We start from the raw sequence: 20,559 nt of genomic DNA on the forward strand, positions 1-20,559 counted from the left end.
ATTTTTAAGCTGAAATTTCTCAGGCCAGAACGCGGCTGAGGAATGTGCGCACGCGCGGATCACCGGGGTTGCTGAGGACCTGTTCCGGCGCGCCGGTCTCGCGAATTTCTCCGTCGATCATCACCACGACGCGGTCTGCCACCTCGCGGGCAAAGCCGATCTCATGGGTGACGACAATCATGGTGGTACCGCCGCGCGCCAGATTGCGCATGACCTCCAGCACCTCGCCGACAAGCTCCGGATCGAGCGCGCTGGTCGGTTCGTCGAACAGCATCACCCGTGGCTCCATGGCGAGCGCCCGGGCGATTGCCACGCGTTGTTTCTGGCCGCCTGAAAGCTGCGACGGATAGCTTTCGGCCTTGGCCGCCATGCCGACCTGCTCCAGCAGATCCATGGCGCGGGCTTCGGCTTCGGCCCGGCGCAATCCGCGCACGATCATCGGCCCTTCGATGACATTGCCGAGCACCGTCAGATGCGCGAACAGATTGAAGTGTTGGAACACCATGCCGAGCTGACTCTGCTGTGCGCGTAGTCGCTTGACGGGCAGCTCCTGCAGGGCGCCGCGATGGAGCGCGTAGCCCATGATCGCACCATCGACCCAGACATAACCGCCGTTTGGCGTTTCGAGATGGTTGATGCACCGAAGGAACGTGCTCTTGCCGCTGCCCGAAGGGCCGAGGATGCACAGCACTTCACCATAGGCGACTTCGAGGTCGAGGTTCTTCAATACCTCGTGGCTGCCGAAACTCTTGCGGATACCTACCGCCTTGACCGCGAGACTCATGCTTCCCTCACAGCGGCGAGACGCCGCGCCCGTCCTTTGAACCAGCTTCGATTGCTGGCAGCGGCATCGCGGCCGAAATGGCGTTCGAGATAATATTGACCGATGGAAAGGACCGTCGTTCCGGCGAGGTACCAGGCGGCGCACACGAACAGCAGCTCGATGACCGCGCCGTTGATGAAGTAGATCCGCTGGGCCGCGTTCAGCATTTCGCCCATGGCGATCGTGGCGGCGAGCGAGGAGAATTTCAGCATGCCGATGGCGCTGTTGCCAAGAACCGGCAGGATCAACCGAAGGGTCTGCGGCAGCATAATGCGCCGCATCGTCTGGCCGGGCGTCATGCCGAGTGTGTGGGCCGCTTCCTTCTGGCCGCGATCGACGGACGAGATCCCGCCGCGCACCACTTCCGTCAGATAAGAGCCCTCGTTGACGCCGAGACCAAGAACGGCAGCGACAAAGGGCGTCACCACATCAACCATGCGCTCGTCGACCAGGCCCGGAATGTAGAGACGGGGAAAGACGAGTGCGATGTTGAACCAGATGAGGAGCTGGAGCAGCACCGGCGTGCCGCGAAATATCCAGACGTAAAGCCAGGCGGCAAAGCGCAGGATTGGATTTTCCGAAAGGCGCATGATCCCGAAGGCGAAGCCGAGGACCACGCCAAGTGCAAGCGCGCAGGCCGAGATCAAAAGGGTCCAGCCGAAACCGGTGATGATGACGCCGGCCGTTAGAAACTGCCCGACGACCGTCCACTGGATTTGACCAACCGCAAAGGCGCGACCGATCACTGCCAGCAGGAGGATGACGGCACCACCGCTGATCCAGCGCCAAGGATGGCTCAAACGGCGAATGGGCACGTCCGGACCTGGCAGGTCTGTCAGCGACAGCGTGGGAGTTGCATTCGAGGTTGATCGGGTCATGATGTCCAAATGTAGGGTTAGGCCTACAACTTACTAGATGCGCTCTAGGGAGGAGTCAAGCGGACCGACCGCCGAAGGAAAAACAAGCGCTTTGTCGGGAAAATGGGCACGTAATCACAGGTCGCGTGCACGTCCGCGCGGCTGCGCGATACAGAAGCACCTCATCAGCAGCCAGTTCGTGGCGCTGGACTATCCAGTTAGAGGGGGAGTGTCGTCGGCGTTTACGTTGATCGCTCGCTCGGGAGGCTCATCGATGACATATCGTCGTAAGGTTGGACCGTTTCGATGTACACCGCCGAGCACGGATCGAGACGCGTGCGCGGCGGTGACATGGGTCAACATAGCCTTGACTCAGAGCCTTGTAACAACGACTTCCTGATACTCGCTCGGCACCACCATGGTGCCGCCATCGGCGCGATTGAAGCGTGCAACGAGTGCCAGCAGATCGGTAGCGAGCGCGTCCTGTCCCGCGGGTTCCAGAGCGGCGAAGGTCTTCAAAACAGGGCCGTAGAAGGTCCGGAAGACCTCAAGCCAATGGTCTGGCGACTTGTAGCGGAACACAAACTGCCGCGGCATTGCCGCAACCGAGGCGGACGTAGCAGGAAAAAGTTCCTCAAGGCGCGGGCGCGATCCCCAGAGCGCCGGCGAGCGGGCACCTGCCGGCGGTGGGACATGGCGACCGATCGTCTTGAACACCTGCCCGATGAAGCCATCGGGGGTCCAGTTCGCAAGGCCAATGGAGCCGCCGCGCTTGCAGACACGAAGGAGCTCGCCGGCGGCCCGCTCCTGATCGGGCGTGAACATCACGCCGAAAATCGAGAGCACAGTGTCGAACGACTGATCGGCAAAGGGCAGGTTTTCTGCATCTGCCTCCTGGAAGGTGATGGAGAGACGGTCAGCCTTGGCGCGCTCACGAGCGCGCTCCAGGAGCGCAGGGACGTAATCCGTCGCTGTGACGTCGCACCAGCGCCGGGCCGCGGCAAGCGCTCCGTTGCCGTTGCCAGCGGCGACGTCGAGCACCTTGGAGCCGGCGCGCAGATCGAGCGCTTCACAGAGGCTCTCGCCAACAATTTGCAGGGTCGTGCCGACGACGGCGTAATCGCCTGAAGACCACGCGTTTTGCTGCCGGGCCTTGAGCGCGCCGAGGTCGACGGCAGGCTGGTGGTTCTGGTCGGCTAGAGCTGCGGATGTGGACATTTTTTCCTCCTTAAGGCAGTTTGATTGGGTCATGGTGCGTCTGTCACAGGCCTGTTTCGAGCATCTGATCTTCCGCGGCTTCTGGTTTAGGCAGAGAGCGTGGGAACCGGCGTGGGAGCCGGCGTGGTAATGACCATGGAACCTTACGGGCGAAGGCAGATCGACATGCCGTCGTTAACGCTCCGACTGCTCGGACCATTGGCAATTCGCCGTGAAGGCGTGGACGTGCCGTTGCCCGGATCGCGCAAGGTGCGTGCTCTTCTTGCCTATCTGGCGCTTTCGCCTCATCCCTCTGGCAGGGCTCAGCTTTGCGACCTTCTGTGGGATGTTCCCGACGATCCGCGCGGTGAACTGCGATGGTGTCTGAGCAAGATCCGGTCGCTGATCGGTGAGCAGCGCGTCCGTGCCAAGGGCGATACGATCGCCCTTGATCTGTCGGATTGCTCGGTCGATGCGATCGAGGTTGCCGCAGCCCATCGACACGGCTTCAGGACGCTTGCACCGGAACAGTTGCGATCCCTGGCCGACCTTTTTGTCGGCGATTTTCTTGACGGCCTTACGATTGATCGCTGCCCGGGATTTGACAGTTGGCTGGCGTTCCAACGGCGCCGATTGCGCGATACCCATGCAGCTCTCCTCGATCACATCGTACAACGCGCCGGCCATGAGGAAGTGCGCAGCTATCTCGATCGCTGGATTGCCCTTGCCTCCTTTGACCTTCGTCCCCACGAGCTGCTGCTGCAAAGCCTTGCTGCCGACGGGCGCGTTCGGGAAGGAGAGGAACACCTGGCAGCGACTGCCAAGCTTTTCGATAGTGAAGGCGTTGACAGCAAACCTCTTCGAGAGATCTGGCGCACGGCCAGGGCCCAGGCTGACGAGACGTTCATCGTGCATCCGGCGCCCGTCGCCGAAACGGCGCCGAGCGAAACAGCAGCACCTCAGACGCATCGCCGTGCCTCGATCGCCATCATGCCCTTCGATGACACGTCGCCGATGGCCATTCCGGGTGGGTCGTCGGATGCGCTCGTTCACGACATCATCACACGGCTCGCCCGACAGCGAAGCCTCAGCGTGATCGCCCAGGGCACCATGTTCGCCCTGCGCGACCGCCGGTACACACCGCACGAGGCTGGCCGGATGCTCGGCGTCGACTATGTCGTCAACGGCTCGTTCCAGCGCCTCGGAAGGCGCATCACCGTCTGCGTCGAACTTACGGAGGCGCAAACCGCCCGTATCGTCTGGGCCGAGGTCTTCGAGTACGATGCCGCAGAGACCTTTCTTCTGCTTGACGAGATCGGCAGCCGGATCGTCGTCACCATCGAGCGTGAAGTCGAAGCGCTTGAGAGCAACCGGGCAATCCTGAAGCCACCGAGTTCTCTCGATGCGTGGGAGGCGCATCACCGCGGGCTCTGGCACATGTATCGCTTCACCAGGAGCAACAATGAACAGGCCCAACACTTCTTCGAGATCGCGATAAACCTCGATCCGACATTCGCCCGCGCTCACGCGGGCCTTTCCTTCACCCATTTTCAAAGCGCCTTCCAGCACTGGGCGGATCAGGACGTGGAGGTCGAGCTCGCGTATCGGGCAGCCAACCAAAGCATGATGGCCGATGACCGCGACCCGGCCGCGCATTGGGCAATCGGCCGAGCGCTCTGGCTGCGGGGCCTGCACGACCAATCCGTCGGCGAGCTGGAACAGGCGGTCGAACTCAGCCCCAGTTTTGCGCTTGGTCATTATTCGCTCGCCTTCGTCCAGGCTCAGTCCGGCGATGCGCAGGCAGCTATTGTGGCGGCTGATCTTTCGCGAAAACTCAGTCCATTTGACCCGCTGCTCTTCGGCATGCTGGCAAGCCGGGCGCTGGCACTCGTGCGCCTCGGACGCTTTGAGGAGGCCGCCGGCTGGGCCGTCAAGGCTGCGGCTCGGCCGAATGCCCATGCCCACATTCTGGCGATCGCGGCGCTATCGCTGGCGCTCATCGGCCGGCTCGACGAAGGGCGTGGCTACGTGGCGTCGATCCACCATCGGTTTTCAGGTTACAGCCTGAGCGATTTTCTGACCGCGTTTCATCTGGGGCCCGAACAGCAGACGCTGTTTCGCGAAGGTGCAAGGCAGATCGGCCTCCATTGATGACATCTTGTCCCTGGTTCATTGTTTCTGATCGTCCTTGCCTTTTTGGGGATCAGACAATGAAACATCGGGTCGTGCTTGGCTTTGCGGCCGCCTTGGGTTTGCTCGTTGCGGCGACATTCGTCGTGCCTTCTCGGACCTCCGTTGCTCCCATAGCGATCGAGACATCTGTCATTCGCAGTTCAGATCTTCTCGAAAAAGCCTGGAGCCTCCCGGTCGCTTCTGCCTTTGACAAACGCGTCACGTGGCAGTCGAACGGTTCGCGGTGTGGACCTGCAAGCCTTGCAAACAGCTTCCGCTCGATCGGTGAAGACGAAACGACCGAGGCCGACGTCCTCTCCGGAACAGGTACGTGCTGGACGGGGTACTGCATAATAGGGCTCACTTTGGACGAGCTGGCTGAGCTTGCGCGAAAGAAGACGAGCCGCCAGGTCACCGTGCTGCGGAACCTGACCGCCGAGCAGTTCCGTGAGCACATGACGCACGCTAACGATCCCGACCGTCGCTACATCATCAACTTCGATCGTAGGACGATTTTTGGAGCGGGAGCAGGACACCACTCACCCGTGGCGGGATATCTGGAGGCCGAAGATCTGGTGTTCGTCCTGGACGTGAATGAGCAGTTCAAGCCCTGGCTCATCGAGCGCGATCGCTTGTTTGTCGCCATGGATACTCTCGACGGTGATAGCAAAAGAGGCCTGCTTCAAATCGGCCCCTGACCGCGTTGTCGCTTTCGCAGCGGGCGTGTCTGGATAGGCAGATCTTCGAAGTCCCTCGGGGCACCGGGAATGTGCTGCAGACGGCGAACCGGTCAATCGGTTCGGCCTGCTCGACCGCAGGCGGGCGCTACGACCATATGCGGAGGTCACTCTGCGATATAGAGTCTCAAGCTTCCTGCCTAATAGTAAGTGTTTTCTTACCATAAGCCAGGAAGCGTGTGATCCCAGATGGTTTAGCGGTGCCAGCCCAGGGCGGGCGGGTCGACCTGGCGTAGTTGCGGCATGGAGAAACGCATCGTTGCCGGGCGCCCAGATGAGACAATGCGCAGGTTGAGCGCGAGCCGAAGCCTCTGGGATGGCGTTTTGATTTTGATCGGCGGTGTCTTCAGGATGCCTGACCATGCCTCGGTCGGATAGGACGCGAGGTTGCCGTCACCGAGATCGAAAGGTGCAAGTGCCTGTGCAGTCAGACCTTCCGGGCCACAGTCTTCAAGCACAAGGGAGATGTCCCGCCAGCCATCATGTGCGTCGACCTCGACCGCGCAGCTCGCCCGGACCCAGGCGCCGGCCGGCAGCGGATTGATGAATCCTTCCGGCAAGATCTCCAGGACGCAATGGCCGCCTTCCAGACTGATTTCTTGCCAGCCTGCCGGATGACCGGTGCTGCTTACGGCACGGCTGGCCGTGACGTCGCAATCGGACGGCGGCCGGGCAAACGCCTTTGCGTTGCCCGGAAGCGGATCGGGAACAAAACTTCCGAGGGGATTGTGAACCGGGTCGAAACGATCGTCCCGCGCCCACCGTTCGGGAACGTGCGGAGCAAGCAGCCCGCGGAGGTACTCGGCCAACGCCTTGCCGACGGCATGACCGCCCGGCACGGAAAAATGCGTGCCGTCATCGGAGAATCCTGCGTGTGGAACGCCGTCCGCGCTATGCCAGTCGACCCAGGCGCCGTTCCAGTCGAAGATGTGGCAACGGGGTCTTCGCGCCGCGAAGGCACGGCTCTTCTGGTTGATCCATTGCGCCTTGGCACGCTCCGATCCGCCGGCCGACCATTTTTGCGTCCCGCGGGCAAGAATCGGCAGCAGGATGACCAGCTTGCCGGCATCGAGCAGGCGGGACACGATCGCCTCGCGGATCGCCTGAATGGTTTCCTTGGTCTCCACCATCATGTCGTTGGTTCCCGCGTCAACGATGATGAGGTCGAAATCAAGCGCAAGGACCTGGTCGATCCGGTTGGCGATATCTAGGGCCTTTTGGCCGGAGACACCGGCGTTAAGGCCACCGAAGCCGCGCGAGTCACCCACCCGCCCGCTCGGCTCCCAGCCAGGATGTACGCGTGGGTCGTGGAAGACGGTGATATCGAGCTGGCCATGGGTCAGCACCTCCGCCCATGTCGACCAGCCCCTGGCCGACGATCGGATATGCCGCTCGCCGGCTTGGTGATTCTGCTGGACGAGCGAGGTCCCGAGCAGGGCGACCCTGCTCCCATGGATCGGAGATGTGACTGTCATGTTCTGGTCCTACGAGAAGAACGTGCCGCCATTGACGTCGTAGCTGGCGCCGGTGATGAAGGCAGCCTCGTCGGAGACGAGGAACGCGACCAGGCTTGCGACCTCAGCCGATTGTCCCTCGCGCTTGAGCGGTGTCGCTGCCGCAACGCGCTCGCGCACTTCCGGTTTCGTGAAGGTGTCGTGGAAAGCCGTGGAGATCATGCCAGGGCAGACGGCGTTGACCCTGATCTTCGGGCCGAGCTCCTTCGACAGACCACGCGTGAACGTCATAACGGCCCCCTTGGAGGTCGCGTAGGCAACAGCGCCGGGGCCGCCACCATCACGGCCGGCCTGGGACGCGAAGGTGACGATCGAGCCGCCTTCATTCATGGCGGGCACCGCGGCTTTGGTTGCGTTGAACAACGACGTCAGATTGACGTCGATCACTTCGCGAAAGAACGCCTCGTCCATCTCGGACAGAGTCTTGCGGGCGATAATGCCGCCGGCGACGTGCACGAGGCCATCAAGCCTGCCGAATTCCGACACGGCCTTGTCGACCGCAGCCTGGGCATCCGCCGCATTGGTCATGTCCGCTCTAAGTGCGACCGCCTTGCCGCCCGCCGCTTTGATCGCGCCGACGCTCTGCTCGGCGCCTGACGCGGAGCCGAAATAGGTGACGACGACCTTTGCGCCTTCCTTGGCAAGTCGCTCGGCGCAAGCCTTGCCGATGTCGCGTCCGCCGCCGGTGACCAGCACGACTTTGTCTTTCAGTCCGTTCATGGAAATATCCTTTCGTGATCAGAAGTTCTTTGGGATGACGATGCGCAACTGGTTGTCGTCGACATCGGTGAAGTAGATGTCGGCGCTGAACCCCTGGTCGTCGATGAAGTTAAAGACCCGCCGCGGCTCGTCGAGCGAATAGGGAACGAGCAGGGTGACGAGCGTGTGCTTGCTCGCCGAGGGCAGGCTGGCCTCGATATGGTATTGGGTATCCATGCCCTCGACGTCGGCGGGATCGACACCTTCGAAACCTTCGACCAGGCGAACATTGGGCGGGCCGGAGGTCGAGTGCACGAACTGCCCGTAAAGGCCGGCGCGCTCTCCAGTCAGGCGGAAGCTGTTGGTGCCGACGTCCATCGGTCGTGTCGCGTGAAACAGCCATTGAACGGGCTTTGGCCGGGAGCACTCGACGCGATCGACCAGAACGACGAAATCGCTTGCGGTGAAGTAGACGTCGCGTTCGGCCCGCAATACGTCCGGATCTGCGGCCCGGTAGGCCGCCGTCGCATCGCCGCTGATGAAGACATGGGACGGCTCCTCGCGCACGGTGACAATCCGCCCTCCGGCCTTTTTTGCAATCGTCTTGTCGCCGTCGGCATACTGGCCTTTGCCGTCGATGAGGATGGCGTTCTTGGAGATGGTCTGGCGCCGCCAGTTGCGGTGCATGGTGGAGTTGAAGGCCACGTAATAGCCGCTCTGGATGGCCAGATCTTCGCCAAAGGCATAGAGCAGGAAAGCGTTCTGGTCGCCATGGCTGTGGCTGAGCGAGCCGAAGGTGCTGCTCTTGAACAGAAACTGGATATGCCGCGCAGGATCGTCCATGTATTTCTGGATGGCGACCCAGCCGATATCCTTGAACCATTTCACTGGAGGCAGGTCGCTTGGCGCCTGCGCTACGATCTGCGGATAGTCGTGGCGATAGACGAGATCGTCGAAATTGAGGTCCCACCAGCCGTAATTGTAGAACTCCATCTCGGTTCCGGCGGCGTCGGCCTTAAGGCGCTCGTAGTACCACTGGTAATAGGGATTGCCGGTGACGCCGGCGAACTGGCGGACATTGTAGCCGACCTTTACTCCCGGCGGGTCGCCGAGGGTGGAATCGTCTCCGAAACAGGCGCGACGGGTACCCGGTGCCTTGGTGTAGAGCGGGAAGTCGCCCGTCTTATGGAAGAACGGCCGCTTGTAGAGGTCGACGTCCAGGAAGTTCTTGATGAGGTTGGCGGCCTCCGTCAGGTAGGCGATGCCTGTCATCCAGTAATGCGGACCCTCGGCCCACCCGCCATCCGCGTCGCCCCATGGGGAGTAGAGTGTGAACAGGAATTCGATCGTATAGTCGAGCCAGCTTTCCGCCTCGTCGCTTTCTCCAGCAAGAGCGATGCAGGCGGCCGTCAATGCGGCCGATAGCGAGCGCACGGCGTGACTGTCATAGGGGAAGACATGGATGCGCGCGCGCCACAGGACATGATCGGCAACTTCGCGCGTCCGCGCCAGCAGGACGTCGCGGACCTCCGTCCGTTCCGTGTCGTCGAGATGATCCCACAGCCAGTCGTAGCCCCAGGCGAGTGCGGTGACGACGCGGAAGGCTGCCTCGTCGTTGTAGGAACGCGCGGTGGCGCCCGCACGATCCCATCGCGCGATCGCCAGCAGCCATTCACGCGCCCTGGTGATCAACGCGGGATCGTCGAGAATTACGCCGGCGATCGCCAGATGGCGCACCGCGTAGATGGCTTCCTGGCAATCGATGTACATCTGCCGCCAGAGTTTCGCGACGCGCACGTTGTTGGGGTAGAGGGCAGGCTCTGCGATGAAATCGCGCGTGAGCCATGGCGCGACAGACTTGTCGAAAAAACCCTGCCAGCCGCAATGATCGGCATCTGCCTCCAGACGTTCGCGAAAATCACCGACTTCGCTCGGACCGAGCCAAAGTCGGGGATGGCGTAGATCCGCAGCCTTCCAGCGGACTTGCGCGCGCGGCAGCGGTGTTTCCGGCAAGCCGGGCAGGATCTCGAATATTCGAACGCTGCTCCAGGCGGACACAACGGTTTTGGATGCGCCATCCCATAGCGCGAAGGCCCAGTGATAGACGCCGGGCTCGAAGGTTACGTCCGGCGTGAAGAAGTTCCAATTAAGGTCTTCGAACAGCAGCGTATCGGCCGGTGGAAAGGATGGATTCCGGGACACCTTGAGGGCATAGCGGGCATTGTCGTCCAGCGCCGGCAGCCAGCTGAAACGCGGCGGGTTCTCCTGGATGGCGGAGCCGTTCGGCTGATAGGTGATCGTCAGCGTGCCGGGTTTCGGCTCGTCGAGATAATGCAGTCGTGGGGCTTCGTCAGCTTTGGGCATCGAAAATGACGTCCTTTAACAAGTCGGGGAGTGAATAGGGCGCGGCCGCGCCGCGCCCTGATGTGTCAGTTCTTGGCGTATTGGCGGTCGTAGGCCGTCTGCATGACCTTGATGACCTCGGGCAGGCCGAGCTGTTCGAGGCGAGCCTGATAGGCATCCCAGGAGGCGTCGACATTCTGTGCGCCGAGCACGAAGGTCTGCTGCATCTCGGTCATGTATGTGAGCAGGCTCGGCCAGTACTTGTCGTAGACCGCCCGTTCCTCGGCGCTCATCGAGACGCCGGTGAATTCGGGCTGCAGCAGGCCGGGTTCCTTCTCGTACATGGCGATCCCGTCGAGGGCCATCTTGTTGGTCCACTGCTGTTCGGACGGGTAGGAGGCCCAGTAGCCGCGCGGCACGCCGGCGCCGATCTCCCACATCTGGGCGTTCACCGGCTTTGGGTTCTTGAGGACGCTGTCCTTGTAGACCGGTTTGCCGTCTTTCATGTCGTAGTTGACGCCCTCGACACCCCAGTTGGAGAGAATGCGACCCTTTTCGGAGAACCAGAAGTCGAAGTACTTGATCGTCTCGGCGGGGTGCTGATTGGTGTAGGAGATCGCCCAGCCGGCAGGCTGAACGGTCGCACGCCGACTGTCCTCGAAGCGCTTTCCCGATACCGTTTTCGGTGGCAGCATCGGTGCGAAATTGATACCGGGAACGCTGTCCTTCAGAGCCTCGGTATAGTTCGAGGTGCTGGCGAACCAGTCATGGGTCATGCCGCCGATATTGTTACCGAGCATGTATTCGCGAACGCGCGCGCCGCGAGTAAAGACTTCCGTGTCGATGAGCCCTTCGCCAAACCACTGGGCAACCTTTGAAATCCCGGTCTTGTAGTTTGCCGTCGTCCACGGGTGGACGATCTTGCCGTCCTCGACCATGAAGTCGCCGTAGCGTTCCGACCCCGAGACGCGCGCATCCCACATGTTGATGAGCCGCACCGCCTCGATCGGCTCGCGGGCGAAATAGGGAACCTCGTCCTTCTTGCCGTTGCCGTTGGGATCTTTCTCGCGAAATGCCTTGAGCACGGTGTAGAGCTCGTCGACATTTTGCGGCTCCTTGAGACCGAGCTTGTCCAGCCAGTCCCGCCGGATGAACCAGGCGCGCGAATACTCTCCCTCCGGAACATAAGGGATGAAGTAGACATGCCCATCGGGCGCGCTGATGGCGCGGCGCACCACGGGATGATCGTCGAAGAACTTCTTCAGGTTGGGGGCGTTTTCGGCGATCAGGTCGTCAAGCGGCAGGAAGGCGCCTTCCATGCCGTAGCGGATAAAGTCGTCCTTGAGGCCGCCTGTCACATCGCCTCCCACGATATCAGGCAGATCGCCAGACGCCATCAACAGGTTGAAAGCGTCGCGGCTGTTGCTGGTGGCAAGCGAGGCCACGTTCTTGACATGGATCCCGGTCCATTCGGCCGCTTTTTTCTCAACGGGCCAGTTCTCCGTGTAGACGTACTTGTCGCGGAAATGGAAGTGGATCGTCAGTTCGAGCGGATCGTCGACAATCTTCGTCGACGCGTCCTCGGCGGCGGCGCTGCCCAATTGCAGAAGCGCACAGGTGGCAAGTAGCGAAAGCCTTTTCCCAAAACGTCTCATTCCATTTCTCCTCCTTAAACAGAACTGGCCGTTATTCCTTGACCCCACCAAGGGTGATGCCCTTGTTGAAGTATTTCTGGATGCTCGGATAAATCAGCAGGACCGGAATGATCGAGGCGATCATGATCGCGGCTGTGACGGTTTCGAATGAGTAGCGCGAGCTCAGCAGGCTGCTGGCAAACTCGTCGTTGGCGGTGAGGTCGACGATGATGCGCTTCAGGTAGAGTTGGAGCGGGATCTTTTCCTCGCCGCGCAGCAGCACCATGGCCCAGAAGTAGCTGTTCCAGCGCGAGACGATGCAGAACAGACCGACGGTGATGATGGCCGGCTTGGACAGCGGAATAAATACCTTCCAGAGCAGCTGCCATTCGCTGGCGCCGTCCATCTTCGCCGCTTCCTCGAAGGATTTCGGCACGGACTCGAAGAAGTTGCGCAGCAGGATGACGTTGAAGGCATTGCAGGCAAAGCCGATGATCAGGCCGAAACGCGAATCCAGGAGGCCAAGGTCGCGCATGTTCAGGAAGAACGGGATCATGCCGGCATTGAACCAGAGGGTGAATGCCACCATCAGGTTCAGGAATTTGCGTCCGCGCAGCCTTGTGCGCGACAGCGCATAGGCGCCGGGGATCATGATCGCCAGGCTGACCGCGGTGCCGCCGAACGTGTAGATGAAGGTATTGCCGTAGGCGATCCAGAACAGGCGGTCGGACAGCACGAATTCATAGGCCGCAAGCGTCAGGTCCTTGGGAAACAGAATGACCTGCCCGGAGGTGACCGCCGCACCTGACGAGATCGATACCGCCAGCAGATAGATGAACGGATAGAGGGTCGACAGGACGAACAGTCCGATCAGGGCCGCATTCGCATATCCGAAAATACGATCGCCGCGCGAGTATAGGCTGAAAGTGGCCATGACATTCACCAGAGCGAGGTTGATGAGACCTTCCGGCTGATCCGGTTGGCCGTGAAGACGAGGGCAAACGCGATGACCGCGTTGAACAGGCCGGCGGCAGTCGCCAGGTCGTACTGGGTTCCCTGCAGGCCGGTCCGGTAGACATAAGTCGAGACAACGTCGGCGGTGCGGTAGGTGGCCGGTTGGTAGAGTAGGATGATGTATTCGAAACCGACCTCGACCAGGTTGCCGATGCGGATGATCAGCATGATGATGATCGTCGGCAGAATGCAGGGCAGGGTGATGCGCCACATCATCTGCCAGCGCGAGGCGCCGTCGACCCGGGCGGATTCGTAGAGTGTCGGGCTGATACCGGCGATGGCAGCGAGATAGACGATCGATTCGAAGCCTGCCTCCTTCCAGACGTTGGAGCCGATGAACACGGTGCGGAACCATTCCGGCTGTGTCAGGAAGTAGATCGGATCGAAGCCGAGGCTGGACAGCACGAGGTTGACCACGCCCGTGGTTGGCGACAGCAGGTTGATGACGATGCCTGCAACGATCACCACCGAAATGAAGTGTGGAAGGTAGACGACGGTCTGTGAGAAACGCCGGCCGACTTCGCTCTGCAGCTCATTGAACATCAAGGCCAGGATGATTGGCACCGGGAAGGCGAAGATCAGCCCCAGGCCGCTGATGGTGATCGTATTGATGAAGGCGCGGATGAAGATCTGGTCATTGAGCAGCGTCCGGAAATTGTCGAACCCGACCCAGGGACTGCCGGCAACGCCACGGAACGGGCTGAAGTCCTTGAAGGCAATCTGCAAGCCTTCCATCGGCTTGTAGAGGAAAAGCAGGAACCAGACGAGCATCGGCAGCAACAGCACGTAAAGCTGCCAGTCTCGGCGAAGATCCTCCGCCAGGTCCTTGATATGCTGGGCGAACTTCGATCCCATCATCTGCCTCACGCCTGTCCGTTGATGGCTTTGCCGGTCTCCACGTCGAAGACGTGAAGTCTGGCGGTGGGGATCGACAGCCTGGCGACATCCGACAGGCTTCTCCCGTCCACGGGCGTATCGACCTTGGCGACGACCGGCTGGCCGCCGACCCTGCAATGAAGCAGCGCTTCCGAACCGAGAGGCTCGACGAGGTCCACGGCCGTCGCTATCTCCTGGGTGTCGGCCCCCGGACGGCCGACTTCGATATCGAGGTGTTCGGGACGCAGGCCGACGAGAACTTTCTGGCCGGCGCGCATGCCGGCGGCGATTGCAGCGGGCATGCGGAACTGGACCGGAACGTTGCCGTCGACGCAGGCAACGGGAGCGCCGTTTGCCGCTTCCACGCGCGCTGCCACGAGGTTCATGGGCGGCGATCCGAGGAAGCTCGCAACAAACGCATTGGCCGGATTGAGGAAAAGCTCCATGGGCGAGCCGACCTGTTCGACGCGTCCGCCATTCATGACGACGATGCGGTCGGCAAGCGTCATGGCCTCCACCTGGTCGTGCGTCACGTAGATGCTGGTGACGTCCATGCGCTTGTGCAGCCGCTTGATCTCCGCGCGCATCTGTGTGCGCAGCTTGGCGTCGAGATTGGACAGCGGCTCGTCGAACAGAAACACCTGTGGCTTTCGCACAATCGCGCGGCCCATCGCCACGCGCTGTCGCTGGCCGCCCGAAAGATCAGCGGGCTTGCGCTTCAGATAAGGCATCAGATCGAGAATGGCGGCCGCCTCGTTGACAGCGGCTTCGACGACGTCGTTCTTCTCGCCACGGACGCGCAGTCCAAAGGCGATGTTTTCCGCGACGTTGAGGTGCGGGTAGAGCGCGTAGTTCTGGAACACCATGGCGACGTCGCGATCTTTCGGCGCGACCCGGTTGACGACGCGGCCACCGATCGAGATCGTGCCATCTGAAATGTCTTCGAGCCCGGCCACCATGCGCAGGGTCGTGGACTTGCCGCAGCCCGACGGTCCGACCAGAACGACGAACTCTCCCGGTGATACCGACAGCTTGATGGAGTGCACGACTTCGAGTGCGCCGTAGCGTTTCACTACGTCGTTCAGTTCAACTGCAGACATTTGATTCCTCCCGCCGGCGCGAACCCCTTAGGTCAGGTTGCGCCGCGGCCTCCGTTTTTCTGTCGTTGTCGCATTGATCGATTCAATGTAGCTCCACAGCTTCGGGTCGCGTGAGAGCTCGGTAATCTTGCTTTCGAGCGAGCCGAGGTGTCGGCTCATTGCCGCCACGGCCGCATCCGGCGAAGCTTCACGAATGGCATCGACGATGGCCCGATGTTCCTCGATGACTTCTGCAGTGCGGCGAACGCCGAAGACCATCTTCAAATGGCGCATGCGATCGATCTCGCCCTTCGCCTGGTTGACGAAGGTCCACACACCGCTCAGACGCGCGGCTGCGAAGATGGCTTTATGAAAGCTCTCGTCGAGCTCGAAGAAATTCGTGTAATCCTCGCCCTCTACGGCTGCAATCTGCTGGTTGAGGCAGAGTTCAAGGCGGCCGAGATCTTCGAACGTGTGGCGCTTGGCCGCCTCTGCGGCCGCTCCGGCCTCCAACCGAAAGCGAATGAAGCACGCCTCGATATAGCGCTGGACCTCGATCGTCGCGACAAACGTGCCGCCCTGCGGCACGACCTTGATCAGGCCTTCCTCCGAGAGGCGGATGATCGCTTCGCGAACCGGTGTCTTGCTGACGTTGAGGATCGCGGCGACCTCCTTTTCCGGCAACGCGCGGCCAGGCAGCAACCTCACCTCGACGATCAGTTGCCGAAGCAGGCGATAGACCTTTGACGTCGTGTTGCCCGCACCCTCGATCAGGGACGGCCGAAGGAGCTCGTCAAGTGGAAGTGCCGGTATGGTGACAATCTCAGACATATCTATCCGCTAACTGATATCTTAGTTGCAAGATTGATGTCTTAGAGTGCGATTGTCAACTGTAAATAATTTTGTCGTCGAGCGAGGGGTCTGCGTCGGAAAATCACGCCTCTTCCGGTCCCGATCCCGCGTGGCGGTTCGCTGGCCTATCAATCGCAATTGACATCGTCTGTATCCTGGATACAATTTGCCTCGATCTTGGGAGGGATCGATGAGTCAAACCTTTGAATGGCGAAGCCAGTCGCGCCTGCTCGACGAAGTTGCCCAGGCGCTTCGCGAGCGCATCTATGCCGGCGTTTATGCGCCTGGAGCGACGTTGCGCCAGGAGCGGATCGCTGCCGAATTCGGCATCAGCCGTACGCCGCTTCGCGAGGCCTTGCGGGTGCTGGAGCGCGACGGGCTCGTTGTGAACAAACCGGGCAGCGGTGTCAGGGTGGCCACCGCCGACCTGCCGAAACTTCTCGATGCCTATGCTGTGCGCGAGGCGATGGACGGCGTGGCGGCGCGCAATGCCGCCGAGCGCGCCACAGCATCCGAAATCAAGGCGCTCGCGAAACAGATCGATCAGCAGCAGAAGGTCGTCGAGCGCTGGGATCCCGGCGCCTACACCCAGTCCAACGTCGTCTTTCACGAGGCAATCGTCAGTGCTTCGCGCAATGCGTCGCTGGCGTCGCTCGGGCCGCTTCTGCGGATGACCTCTCAGGTCTTCGCTCCGGCCTTTTCGCTTTCCAGCGAACGCGCCAGCACTGCCGTTGCCGAGCATCGGCTCATTGTCGAGGCGATAGCGGCAAGGGACCCTGATCAGGCTGAGAAGCTGGCGCGCGCGCATATCCATGCGACGGCCATGAGATTGAAAACGCTCCTCCCGCAGGGCGAGACTGACAACGAGGCATGATGTGAAGACTTACGGCAATTTCATCGCGAACACGTGGCAGGACGCAATTGGCGGCGAGCACATCGCCGTCAGGGATCCCTCCAACGGTGAGATATTCGCGCGCATTGCCCGGGGAAACCGGGACGACATCGACGTGGCCGTGCGCTCGGCGCGCTCGGCACTTGGCGGCCAATGGGGGCAGTTGACGGCTACCGAACGCGGACGGGTGCTCAGCCGGATCTCGGCAGCGGTGCTGCGCAACATCGACCTTTTGACGGAGCTTGAAGCGCGGGATGTCGGCAAGCCCCTGACACAGGCGCGGGCTGATGTCGTCGCGCTCGCGCGCTATCTGGAATTCTATGGCGGCGCCGCCGACAAGGTGCATGGCGACACCATCCCCTATCAGAACGGCTTTACCGTGCTGACCATTTACGAGCCGCATGGGGTTACGGGTCATATCATCCCGTGGAACTATCCGATGCAGATCCTTGGTCGAAGCCTCGGCGCAGCCCTTGCCATGGGCAATGCGGCCGTGGTCAAGCCGGCCGAGGAGGCGTGCCTGACCATCCTGGAATTTGCACGCATCGCCGAAGAAGAGGGCCTGCCATCAGGAGCGCTGAACGTCGTCACCGGTTTGGGCGCGGAAGCGGGTGCCGCGCTTTCCGAACACCCTGATGTCAACCATATCTCGTTTACCGGTTCGGTGCGCACCGGTGAGATGGTGCAGACGGCGGCGGCGAAGAATGCGGTGCCGGTGACGCTCGAACTCGGCGGCAAGTCGGCGCAGATCGTCTTTGCCGATGCGGACCTCGACCGTGCCATGCCATTCCTGGTCAACGCCGGGATCCAGAACGCCGGGCAGACCTGTTCGGCCTCGTCACGCATCCTCGTCGAGCGCGCCATCTACGAAGACGTCGTGGCGCAGATGAGCGAAAGATATCGCGCGCTCAGGGTCGGACCGGCCAGCGCCGATCTGTCGCTTGGCCCGGTGGTCTCGCATAGGCAAAAGGCGATCATCGAGGGCTTCCTTGCCGATGCCGCCAAGGATGGCCTGAAGATCGCGGCTGAGGGCGTGATCGTCGCCGACGCACCCGCTGACGGCGCCTATGTCGCACCGACATTGCTGCGTGACGTGCCGCAAGAGCACCGCACGGTACAGGAAGAAATCTTCGGCCCGGTCCAGGTGATCATGCCGTTCGACAGCGAAGAGGAGGCCGTTCGCCTTGCAAACGGCACCGCCTATGGTCTCGTCTGCGGGGTCTGGACAAACGACGGTGGTAGGCAGCTGCGCATGGCGCGCGCCGTCCACGCCGGTCAGGTCTTCGTCAACAATTATGGCGCCGGCGGCGGCGTCGAGCTGCCCTTCGGCGGCGTCAAGAAATCGGGCCATGGCCGCGAGAAGGGTTTCGAAGCCCTCTACGGCTTCGCCAGCATGAAAACCATCTCGGTTTACCACGGCTAGTTCAGCGTCGGGAGGAACAAGTGTCACTAGAAGGTAAGATCGCTCTCATCACCGGTGCAGGCTCCGGTTTCGGCGAGGGCATTGCGAAGCGTTTCATCGACGGCGGTGCCAAGGTGGTCGTTGTCGACCGCGATGCCGCAGGGGCCGAGCGCGTGGCCAAGCAACTCGGCAGCAATGCGTTTGCCGTCGTATGCGACATCTCCAAATCATCGGACGTCGACGCCGCCGTTGCCGCGAGCCTCGAGAAGTTCGGCCGCGTCGACATTCTCATCAACAATGCCGGCATCGGCCACAAGCCACAAAACGCCGAGCTGGTGGAGCCGGACGAGTTCGACAGGATCCTCGGCGTCAACGTGCGTGGCGTCTATCTCATGACGCGCGCGCTGCTGCCGCACATGAAACAGAACAAGACAGGCGTGATCGTCAATATCGCCTCGACTGGCGCCAACCGGCCGCGGCCGAACCTTGCCTGGTACAATGCGACGAAGGGCTGGGTGGTCTCCGCGACCAAGGCGCTGGCGATCGAACTTGCTCCGTTCAACATTCGCGTCGTTGCCCTCAATCCGGTTGCCGGCGAGACGCCGCTTTTGACGACCTTCATGGGCGAGGATACCGAGGAAATTCGCCAGAAGTTCCGCGATTCCATTCCGTTGGGCCGCTTGCTGAAGCCCGAGGATCTCGCCGAGGCCGCCGCCTTCGTCGCATCGCCGCAGGCGTCGATGATCACCGGCGTTGCACTTGACGTCGATGGCGGGCGTTCGATCTGATGACGACAGCGCCGCGCGTCTCTTAGGGCGCACGAAAGTCGCGGCACTTTGATTGACTGCATGTTTCCTTCAATCGGATGCGATTAATGGAAACATGCAGTGGGACCATAAACAACCAAACCGCAAAGCGGGGGAACCATGCTTAACTTGACGAAATGGGCACTTGCTTCGTGCTTCATCGCCGCATCGCTGACCACAGCCATGGCCAAGGACACGATTACCGTCGGCCAGGTGCTGGAACCGCCGGGCCTCGACCCGACCGCGGGCGCCGCCGCGCCGATCCGCTATATCACCTACGGCAACCTGTTCGAAGGCCTGGTGCGCGTGGTTGAAGATGGCACCGTCAAGCCGCTCCTGGCCGAGAGCTGGGCAATCTCCGACGACCAGAAAAGCTACACGTTCAAGCTTCGTCAGGGCGTCAAGTTCCACGACGGCACGCCATTCGACTGCTCGATCGTCAAATTCTCCTATGAGCGCGCCGTCGCAGCGGACTCCACCAATGCGCAGAAGGGCCTCTTCGAGCCGATCGAAAAGACCGAGTGCCCGGATCCGGCAACCGCAGTCGTGACCCTGAAGCGCCCGGCATCCAACTTCCTGTTCAACATGGCATGGGGTGACGCGGTCATGATCGCGCCGTCATCGGCCGCCGACAACAAGACCAAGCCTGTCGGTACTGGCCCCTACGCGTTCAAGGAATGGGCGAAGGGCGACAAGGTCGTGCTGAACAAGAACGCCGATTACTGGGGCGAACCGGCCAAGCTGACGGAAGTCACCTTCAAGTTCATCAGCGACCCGTCCGCAGCCGCAGCCGCCGTTCTTGCCGGCAACGTCGATGCGTTCCCGATGTTCCAGGCCGCCGAACTCGTCAGCCAGTTCCAAAGCGATCCCAACCTCCAGGTCGAGGTCGGCAGCACCTCCGGCAAGGTGGTTCTTGCGCTGAACAATGCGCGCAAGCCGTTTGACGACGTCAGGGTTCGTCAGGCGCTTGCCCATGCGATCGACCGGAAGACCCTGGTCGAAGGCACCTATTCGGGCTTCGGCGAGACGATCGGTTCGCATTATTCCCCGGTGGAGCCCGGCTATGTAGATCTGAACGAAACCTATCCCTATGACCCGGGCAAAGCGCAGCAACTGCTGCAGGAGGCCGGTGTCGAAGGTCTGGAAATGACCATCATGCTGCCGCCACCCGCCTATGCCCGGCGCGGCGGCGAGATCATCGCGGCCATGCTCAGCGAAGTCGGCGTCAAGGTGAACCTCGTTCCGATCGAGTTCGCGCAATGGCTCGACCAGGTGTTCAAGAACTCGGATTTCGACGCGACGATCATCGCACACGCCGAAGCCCGCGATCTCGATATTTACGCTCGCGACAAATACTATTTCAACTACCAGAACCCGGACTACAAGGCGCTCTACAAGTCCTTCACGCTCGCGTCGACGGAAGCCGAACAGCTCGATCTCGTCGGCCAGCTTCAGCGTAAACTGGCGGCCGATGAACCGAACGTTTTCCTCTACGCCCTTCCGAAGATCGGCGTCTGGAACAAGAAGGTGAAGGGTCTGTGGAAGAACATGCCGGTGCCGGCGGACGATCAGACCCAGACCTACTGGGAAAATTGATCGCTTCTCATGAGGTGGAGCGGTATGCGGGCTGAAAACCGCACACACTTTTCCTCATCCCGCTCC

The 20,559-nt window shown here is 61.4% G+C and carries 17 protein-coding genes; 6 read left to right on the forward strand and 11 right to left on the reverse strand.

Annotated elements, in window-relative coordinates; all coding sequences use genetic code 11:
- Positions 1-19: 19 nt before the first annotated feature.
- From ASD00_RS14605 to ASD00_RS14615, 3 genes are all read right to left on the reverse strand, one after another.
- Positions 20-784, reverse strand: coding sequence for an amino acid ABC transporter ATP-binding protein (locus ASD00_RS14605; RefSeq protein WP_057207285.1), 765 nt, complete (start codon positions 782-784; stop codon positions 20-22).
- Entirely contained in the window at positions 781-1,701 is a 921-nt protein-coding gene (locus ASD00_RS14610) for an amino acid ABC transporter permease (protein WP_082523563.1), read from the reverse strand. The genes ASD00_RS14605 and ASD00_RS14610 overlap by 4 nt, the downstream gene beginning before the upstream one ends.
- 351 nt (positions 1,702-2,052) lie before the next feature.
- Entirely contained in the window at positions 2,053-2,898 is an 846-nt protein-coding gene (locus ASD00_RS14615) for a class I SAM-dependent methyltransferase (RefSeq protein WP_057207286.1), read from the reverse strand.
- A 135-nt stretch (positions 2,899-3,033) separates the two neighbouring features.
- Here ASD00_RS14615 and ASD00_RS14620 point away from each other — a divergent pair, with 135 nt between their 5' ends.
- Both ASD00_RS14620 and ASD00_RS14625 read left to right on the forward strand, forming a co-directional pair.
- Positions 3,034-5,028 carry a transcriptional regulator gene (locus tag ASD00_RS14620; protein ID WP_156585578.1) on the forward strand — a complete coding sequence of 665 codons (1,995 nt, stop codon included), beginning with the start codon at positions 3,034-3,036 and terminating at the stop codon, positions 5,026-5,028.
- 59 nt (positions 5,029-5,087) lie between these two features.
- Positions 5,088-5,747 carry a phytochelatin synthase family protein gene (locus ASD00_RS14625; RefSeq protein ID WP_057207288.1) on the forward strand — a complete coding sequence of 220 codons (660 nt, stop codon included), beginning with the start codon at positions 5,088-5,090 and terminating at the stop codon, positions 5,745-5,747.
- 233 nt (positions 5,748-5,980) lie between these two features.
- Here the strand turns inward: ASD00_RS14625 and ASD00_RS14630 are convergent, their stop codons facing one another.
- From ASD00_RS14630 to ASD00_RS14665, 8 genes are all read right to left on the reverse strand, one after another.
- Entirely contained in the window at positions 5,981-7,261 is a 1,281-nt protein-coding gene (locus tag ASD00_RS14630) for an SGNH/GDSL hydrolase family protein (protein WP_063963260.1), read from the reverse strand.
- Between the two features lie 9 nt (positions 7,262-7,270).
- A complete protein-coding gene (locus ASD00_RS14635; RefSeq protein ID WP_057207289.1) occupies positions 7,271-8,020 on the reverse strand; it encodes a glucose 1-dehydrogenase in 750 nt (249 codons plus the stop codon).
- Between the two features lie 18 nt (positions 8,021-8,038).
- Complete coding sequence (locus tag ASD00_RS14640; protein WP_057207290.1) at positions 8,039-10,363, reverse strand: DUF4962 domain-containing protein; 2,325 nt, start codon at positions 10,361-10,363, stop codon at positions 8,039-8,041.
- Between the two features lie 65 nt (positions 10,364-10,428).
- Positions 10,429-11,997 (reverse strand): extracellular solute-binding protein, encoded by a 1,569-nt coding sequence (locus ASD00_RS14645; RefSeq protein ID WP_057207291.1) that lies wholly within the window; start codon positions 11,995-11,997, stop codon positions 10,429-10,431.
- A 31-nt stretch (positions 11,998-12,028) separates the two neighbouring features.
- Positions 12,029-12,910: a carbohydrate ABC transporter permease gene (locus ASD00_RS14650; protein ID WP_057207292.1), complete on the reverse strand. Its 882-nt coding sequence runs from the start codon at positions 12,908-12,910 to the stop codon at positions 12,029-12,031.
- A gap of 5 nt (positions 12,911-12,915) precedes the next feature.
- A complete protein-coding gene (locus ASD00_RS14655; protein ID WP_057207339.1) occupies positions 12,916-13,845 on the reverse strand; it encodes a sugar ABC transporter permease in 930 nt (309 codons plus the stop codon).
- Between the two features lie 8 nt (positions 13,846-13,853).
- Entirely contained in the window at positions 13,854-14,966 is a 1,113-nt protein-coding gene (gene ugpC, locus ASD00_RS14660; protein WP_057207293.1) for a sn-glycerol-3-phosphate ABC transporter ATP-binding protein UgpC, read from the reverse strand.
- Positions 14,967-14,993: 27 nt separating this feature from the next.
- Positions 14,994-15,776: a GntR family transcriptional regulator gene (locus tag ASD00_RS14665; protein ID WP_025430107.1), complete on the reverse strand. Its 783-nt coding sequence runs from the start codon at positions 15,774-15,776 to the stop codon at positions 14,994-14,996.
- 211 nt (positions 15,777-15,987) lie between these two features.
- Between ASD00_RS14665 and ASD00_RS14670 the strand changes: the two genes are divergently transcribed.
- From ASD00_RS14670 to ASD00_RS14685, 4 genes are all read left to right on the forward strand, one after another.
- Positions 15,988-16,671, forward strand: coding sequence for a GntR family transcriptional regulator (locus ASD00_RS14670; RefSeq protein WP_025430106.1), 684 nt, complete (start codon positions 15,988-15,990; stop codon positions 16,669-16,671).
- A 1-nt stretch (position 16,672) separates the two neighbouring features.
- Positions 16,673-18,112: an aldehyde dehydrogenase family protein gene (locus tag ASD00_RS14675; protein ID WP_156585558.1), complete on the forward strand. Its 1,440-nt coding sequence runs from the start codon at positions 16,673-16,675 to the stop codon at positions 18,110-18,112.
- Between the two features lie 20 nt (positions 18,113-18,132).
- Positions 18,133-18,879: an SDR family oxidoreductase gene (locus ASD00_RS14680; RefSeq protein WP_025430104.1), complete on the forward strand. Its 747-nt coding sequence runs from the start codon at positions 18,133-18,135 to the stop codon at positions 18,877-18,879.
- Positions 18,880-19,017: 138 nt separating this feature from the next.
- The gene (locus tag ASD00_RS14685) at positions 19,018-20,493 is read left to right on the forward strand and encodes an ABC transporter substrate-binding protein (protein ID WP_025430103.1); all 1,476 of its coding nucleotides are present in this window, start codon (positions 19,018-19,020) and stop codon (positions 20,491-20,493) included.
- Positions 20,494-20,559 lie beyond the last annotated feature (66 nt).

Source organism: Ensifer sp. Root31 (genome assembly GCF_001424825.1).
In the GTDB taxonomy this organism is placed as follows: domain Bacteria; phylum Pseudomonadota; class Alphaproteobacteria; order Rhizobiales; family Rhizobiaceae; genus Ensifer; species Ensifer canadensis.

Bases quoted from the DNA above. Each gene is read 5' to 3' on its own strand.
- ASD00_RS14605 (WP_057207285.1), bottom strand. From the start codon at position 784: ATGAGTCTCGCGGTCAAGGCGGTAGGTATCCGCAAGAGTTTCGGCAGC.
- ASD00_RS14610 (WP_082523563.1), bottom strand. From the start codon at position 1,701: ATGACCCGATCAACCTCGAATGCAACTCCCACGCTGTCGCTGACAGAC.
- ASD00_RS14615 (WP_057207286.1), bottom strand. From the start codon at position 2,898: ATGTCCACATCCGCAGCTCTAGCCGACCAGAACCACCAGCCTGCCGTC.
- ASD00_RS14620 (WP_156585578.1), top strand. From the start codon at position 3,034: ATGGAACCTTACGGGCGAAGGCAGATCGACATGCCGTCGTTAACGCTC.
- ASD00_RS14625 (WP_057207288.1), top strand. From the start codon at position 5,088: ATGAAACATCGGGTCGTGCTTGGCTTTGCGGCCGCCTTGGGTTTGCTC.
- ASD00_RS14630 (WP_063963260.1), bottom strand. From the start codon at position 7,261: ATGACAGTCACATCTCCGATCCATGGGAGCAGGGTCGCCCTGCTCGGG.
- ASD00_RS14635 (WP_057207289.1), bottom strand. From the start codon at position 8,020: ATGAACGGACTGAAAGACAAAGTCGTGCTGGTCACCGGCGGCGGACGC.
- ASD00_RS14640 (WP_057207290.1), bottom strand. From the start codon at position 10,363: ATGCCCAAAGCTGACGAAGCCCCACGACTGCATTATCTCGACGAGCCG.
- ASD00_RS14645 (WP_057207291.1), bottom strand. From the start codon at position 11,997: ATGAGACGTTTTGGGAAAAGGCTTTCGCTACTTGCCACCTGTGCGCTT.
- ASD00_RS14650 (WP_057207292.1), bottom strand. From the start codon at position 12,910: ATGGCCACTTTCAGCCTATACTCGCGCGGCGATCGTATTTTCGGATAT.
- ASD00_RS14655 (WP_057207339.1), bottom strand. From the start codon at position 13,845: ATGGGATCGAAGTTCGCCCAGCATATCAAGGACCTGGCGGAGGATCTT.
- ugpC (WP_057207293.1), bottom strand. From the start codon at position 14,966: ATGTCTGCAGTTGAACTGAACGACGTAGTGAAACGCTACGGCGCACTC.
- ASD00_RS14665 (WP_025430107.1), bottom strand. From the start codon at position 15,776: ATGTCTGAGATTGTCACCATACCGGCACTTCCACTTGACGAGCTCCTT.
- ASD00_RS14670 (WP_025430106.1), top strand. From the start codon at position 15,988: ATGAGTCAAACCTTTGAATGGCGAAGCCAGTCGCGCCTGCTCGACGAA.
- ASD00_RS14685 (WP_025430103.1), top strand. From the start codon at position 19,018: ATGCTTAACTTGACGAAATGGGCACTTGCTTCGTGCTTCATCGCCGCA.